General features: G+C 40.4%; 3 protein-coding genes. 2 read left to right on the top strand and 1 reads right to left on the bottom strand.

The genetic code is table 11. The features are described from left to right. Together ACP6PM_RS28195 and ACP6PM_RS28190 are read left to right on the top strand one after the other, a co-directional pair. Positions 1–2,222: non-ribosomal peptide synthetase (locus ACP6PM_RS28195; RefSeq protein ID WP_426590208.1), on the top strand; the 2,222-nt coding region annotated here is incomplete at its 5' end. Positions 2,223–2,251: 29 nt separating this feature from the next. Further along, positions 2,252–2,956, top strand: a complete 705-nt coding sequence (locus tag ACP6PM_RS28190; protein WP_426590207.1) for an aspartate/glutamate racemase family protein — start codon at positions 2,252–2,254, stop codon at positions 2,954–2,956. A 180-nt stretch (positions 2,957–3,136) separates the two neighbouring features. Here the strand turns inward: ACP6PM_RS28190 and ACP6PM_RS28185 are convergent, their stop codons facing one another. Then, positions 3,137–4,816, bottom strand: a complete 1,680-nt coding sequence (locus ACP6PM_RS28185) for an NAD(P)-binding domain-containing protein (RefSeq protein WP_426590206.1) — start codon at positions 4,814–4,816, stop codon at positions 3,137–3,139. Positions 4,817–5,578 lie beyond the last annotated feature (762 nt).

Here is a 5,578-nt window from a genome sequence, read left to right as displayed (position 1 = left end):
GATTGGTCTTGGCAGTTATAATCATTCCCTACCCCATCATATTGAGTGGATACGCTTATGTGATGTATACATCTGGTTCAACGGGAAAACCAAAAGGAGTTATGGTTGCTCATCAAGGATTGTGCAATTTAGCTTTCGCTCACAATAGACTTTTTGATGTCGAGCAAAACAGTCGCATTCTCCAGTTTGCGTCTTTTAGTTTTGATGCTTCAATCTGGGAAATTGTGATGAGCATTTGTTCTGGGGCGCGACTATTTATGGGAACGACTGAATCATTGCGACCCGGAGCAGAGTTAATAGAGTTATTACAAAAACAAGCCATCACTCATATCACTTTGTCACCATCAGCGTTCTTCACTTTGAGCAATCAAACTCTGCCAACCTTAGAGAATATTATTGTGGGCGGAGAAGCTTGTCCCAAAGAGTTGGTAGAGCAATGGTCAGTGGGTCGGCGCTTTTTCAATGCCTACGGACTGACAGAATCTACTGTTTGTGCAACTGTAGCCGAATGTACCAACATCAATCACAAACCACCGATCGGTCGTCCGATTGCCAACACCGTTATCTATATCCTGGACAAACATCTCCAACCCGTACCCATTGGTGTACCCGGAGAACTCCATATTGGTGGCGTGGGTTTAGCCCGAGGCTATCTCAACCGTCCCGAATTAACAGAGCAAAAGTTTATCCCTAACCCGTTTAGTAATGAACCAGGTTCTCGCCTCTACAAAACTGGGGATTTAGCTAGTTATTTACCCGATGGAAATATAGAGTTTATTGGACGTATTGATCATCAAGTAAAAATTCGAGGTTTCCGTATCGAACTCGGAGAAATTGAAGCAGTACTTGCCCAACATTCCAACGTGCGAGAAGCTGTAGTCATTGCCCGCGAAGACATTCCAGGAGACAAACGTCTAGTTGCTTATTTAGTTCCCAATCAGGAAAAAACCACAATCAATGATTTGCGTTTTTTCCTCAAGACTAAGCTACCCGAGTACATGATTCCTGCTGCTTTTGTCCTTCTCGAATCAATGCCTCTAACTCCTAACGGCAAAGTCAACCGCCGTGGCTTACCTGTTCCCGATGCTTCAAGTTTGCTTACAGAAAGCAGTTTTGTTGCCCCCCGCGACTCCCTAGAATTACGACTAGCTCAAATTTGGTCAGAGATTCTCGGTGTTTCTCCTATCGGAGTCCGAGACAACTTCTTTGACCTCGGTGGTCATTCTCTGTTAGCAGTGCGTCTGATGGCTCACATTGAGAAACAATTTGGCAAAAATCTATCTTTAGCCGCCCTTTTCCAAGGTGCTACCGTAGAACAATTAGCCATTCTATTGCGTCAAAAAACTGATACTCAGTCTTGGTCTCCCTTAGTTGCCATTCAACCCCTTGGAAACCACCCACCTTTGTTCTGTATACCTGGTTCCGGTGGCAATGTGGTCTACTTCCACCAACTCGCCCGTCATCTGGGAAATGACCAACCTTTTTACGCCTTGCAACCCCCCAGCTTAGATGGAGTGTCGGAACCATTTGGTAGTGTTGAAGAGGTAGCCGCTTACTACCTCCAAGCCATCCAATCCCTTCAACCCTCTGGTCAGTACTTCCTCGCAGGTCATTCCTTTGGGGTTATGGTTGCTTTTGAAATGGCACAACAGCTACAACAAAAGGGAGAAACCGTCGCCCTCCTCGCCCTATTTGACCTTCCTGCACGACTTCCTGGTAGCACCCTAAAACAACTAGATTGGGATGATACCCGATGGTTGACTAATATTGCCCATATCCTCGAAATGTTATCTGGGAAAAATCTAGAGATTTCTTATGAAACCCTCAAACCTCTAACTCCATTAGCCCAATTAAACCATCTCAAACAACAGATGGAAACCGTCAATCTGTTGCCACCTAATTCAGGAATTGAACGAGTGCGTGGGATTGTTCAAACGATTAAAGCTGATGAATTGGCTGTTATGAGTTATCTCCCACAAGCAGGTTATCAAGGTCCCATTACCCTGTTCCGCACCAGCGAAGTTTATCAGGATGAATTGGGAATGCTTGGTGAAATTCCCACGGATCCAACTTGGGGATGGAATCAGTTTTCTACTCAACCTGTAGAGGTTCATGTGATTCCTGGAAATCATACTACTATGTTGAGTGAACCTCACGTTCAGGTATTAGCTGAATTGTTGAAACTTTGCTACCAACAAAGCTCCCCTAATTTGCAATTGTAGTTACGTCTTGAAAATCAAAAAACAAACCTATGAAAATTAAAATTATTATTCCCATCAATAACAGCGATTTCAACGATGAAATGGCCCAAGCTGTTGAACCCGTCCTGACACCTGATATGACGGTAGATGTGGAAAATATTTCAGAGGGGACTCGTTCAATTGAAAGTCGTTATGATTCAGAAATCAATGCCCCTTATGTGATTGCACAAGCGGTGAAAGCCGAACGAGATGGCTTTGACGGGATTTTTGTATCGGACATGGATTACTGTGGAGTTGAAACAGCTCGAGAGGTCATTGATATTCCAATTGTTGGGGGGTTCAGACCCAGCGCTTATACAGCTATGATGCTTGCCCAAAGGTTCTCAATTATTACTATTGTGAATTCAGTTGTAGCAATGCAGCGGGAGCATATCAGGAAGTTTGGAATTTCCCCCAATTTTGCTTCTATTCGTTCCGTGCATCTTCCGGTTTTGAGCTTACATGACAAGGAAGTTGCCCTAGAAAAAATCTATGCTGAAAGTATGAAAGCGATTGATGAAGATGGTGCTCATGCAATAATTTTTGGTTGCACTGGCTTTTTAAATGTGGCTGATGCTGTTGCTCAACGTCTAGCTGAAGTAGGAAGAGGAGTACCTGTTGTCGATCCAAATTGCGCCGCCATTTCATTTTTGGAGTTGTTGATTCGGAATAAGCTTTCCCAGAGTCGGTTAACTTATTACAAGCAAAATTACTGAGAAAAATAGGACTTCAAAAGAAGACCACAGCGAACAATATAATTAGGACTTACGCAGAGACCACATATACATATATAGCATCAAAAACTATAACGTTGTAGTTTTTGAACTATATATATAGTACCTTTGCGTAAGTCCTGATAATTTAAATGAAGACGACTTTTTTCAACAGTTCGAGCATCATTTTGAGCCGACTAAAGCAGGTGGAACAAATGGTTCGGTAAAGCTAATTTCCTGTTCAAAAAACTCAAGAAGTTTTTGAGCATAAGTGCTTTGAAACTGACTATAGTCAGACTGACCGATGAATTCTAGGGAGCGAATTACAGATTTTTCACCGCGTTCTTGGTTTGGTCGCCAATCATTCTCTAAATGCTCAGAAATATGCTGTTCGTACAGTAGAGAACTCTTAGTAAAGCGTCGAACAATTGGATGTATATGAGCACTTAAATATGCTTTATCTTGGTCTTTCTCCCGTTTGACACTAAATGGATCGCCTTCAATTTCACCAAACTCCAGCGTAACTGTATAGTACTGTTCGTTTTCAGCTAAATCTCCATTGGTAAAGCCAATGCTACTTGCGCGATCGCGCACATAATCCACAGGTAAACCTTTATAGTAATGTACTGTTTGACTTGATTTCGAGAACACAATCAAATCGCAGAGAAAACCTTGCTGGAGAAAAAGTCCTGCACTACTACTTACCCTTTCAATTACTTTCTCTACAATTGCTTGCGACTGAAGCGGTAGAGTATTGTATGGCAATGGTTTGCTATGATATTTCTGTTCTAGTATTTGACTGAGGGCTTTAATATTAAAACGAAATCCATGAATCACATTGGAATTCGTTCTGTCAAAATCTCGCACCTGCATTAAAGTCCCGGCAAAGTACATATCGGCAATCTTGGTAGATTCCCATTCGCTGGTCATTGTCGGAAACTTGTCGTGAATAGCTAATTCTGGTTTGCAGGTATCATCAAAGATGGAAGTATCGAACTGAAAACCAGTGCAGCAAAGAACACGGTCATAAGCTAATACAGCTTTTTGTCCATCAGCATGAGAGAAACAGATATTTACCAGATACTCTCCGTTTCTATATTCGATTTTCTCAACGCTGGCATCAAGTACAGAATTCTGACCTTTGAGTATATATGTATCTAAAAACGGTGTATTAATTGCTCGTAAATGGCCAGAAAAGTGTGTTTTCCAGGCAAACTTAATGGAATTGGGACTACACAAATGAATGACTCTGGCTGTCTCAGTTAGATGGTTGGCAGTTTCAAAACCTGATGCTCCCTTGCCGATGATTAACACTCTCTGATCAACATATTCTTCTGGATCAAAGGGAAAATCAGAGTAGTTCTCAGTCAGCTCAATACCGGGTATTTCAGGAATATAGGGCTTGGAGACTCCTGTTGCTATAATTAGACGGCGGCAGATAAAAACATGGCCTCGATCGTCAGTAACGAAGAATTGGTTATTTTTAGAGATTTTAACTATCTTAGTTCCGCATTTAATCTTCAGTTGAAAGTGCTTACTAAAATCTTCAAGATATTGAGCATAATCTCCAGCATCTGGGAAATAACGTTTGGTGTAGTTACTAAATGAGAATTGATCGTCATCACAAAGCAATGAATTCCAGTCCCATCTGAGTTGTGACTCTCTCTCCTCGTAACCCGTGTAGACTTTATTAATTGAGATCAGCTTTCGGTGTCTGGGAAATTTCTGCCAAAAACTTCCCGGCTTTTCAGCACCATCTAGAACCAAGTAATCTCTCTGATTTTGTTCTAAAAAGTAGGCCAGTTGTAACCCTGCTGCACCAGCACCAATAATCAAATAATCAACTTCTGTTTTTACTTTCATAGAACCTTAATGTTATGTTGAAAGAAATTCTGAGCTATTACACTTTCGATGAGGGAAATCATACCAGATGCTTTGAGTACACCGTCAGTTTCCTTTACAATTGTTTACTGAACCGAGAGTTTTTCAATAATGAATAATGAATAATTATCAATTATCCATTTAAAAGCCTCCCCCTTTCAAGGGGAAAAAATAAATAATATTTCCTTATATTCAATCCTCTCGGTTTTAACCAGAGGTAATTATCAATTATCCATTATCAATTATCCATTTAAAAGCCTCCCCTTTCAAGGGGAAAAAATAAATAATATTTCCTTATATTCAATCCGCTCGGTTTTAACCAGAGGTAATTATCAATTATCCATTATCAATTATCCATTAATGAACTCTTCTTATAAAGAAGAGGATTGGCTAAAAGGAATTTTTTTCTTCTTTCTCCATGAATGGAGAGGCTTTATACCTTAATTTCTCGGTAAGTTTATAGATAAATATTCGTCTACTATAAATTCACTTTTCCAGGTGTTATTTGGAACTGCGTTTCGTAATGGTATTGTAACTGCGGTTGAGGTCGGTATTGATTAACAAACTATTTTTTGAAAAGTCTAAATCCCTATAGAATAGGTCTTCAATAATCTATAGAATCGAATCACATAATTATCCGTAAATGTCTATATTTTTATGGAAACTCAATTAAGACGTTTTGGTGGAAGATTAGAGACTGTTTGTAAAACAAATCTTAAGAAGACCCAGAGCTTTTAGCAGCAA

Origin of the sequence: Dapis brunnea BLCC-M229, from assembly GCF_050015995.1 — a bacterium.
Classification (GTDB): Bacteria; Cyanobacteriota; Cyanobacteriia; order Cyanobacteriales; family Microcoleaceae; genus Trichodesmium.
This window is presented reverse-complemented; position numbering and strand designations above follow the sequence as displayed.

Excerpts from the sequence above, each read along its gene's own strand:
- ACP6PM_RS28185 (WP_426590206.1), bottom strand. The coding sequence starts at position 4,816 with ATGAAAGTAAAAACAGAAGTTGATTATTTGATTATTGGTGCTGGTGCA.
- ACP6PM_RS28190 (WP_426590207.1), top strand. The coding sequence starts at position 2,252 with ATGAAAATTAAAATTATTATTCCCATCAATAACAGCGATTTCAACGAT.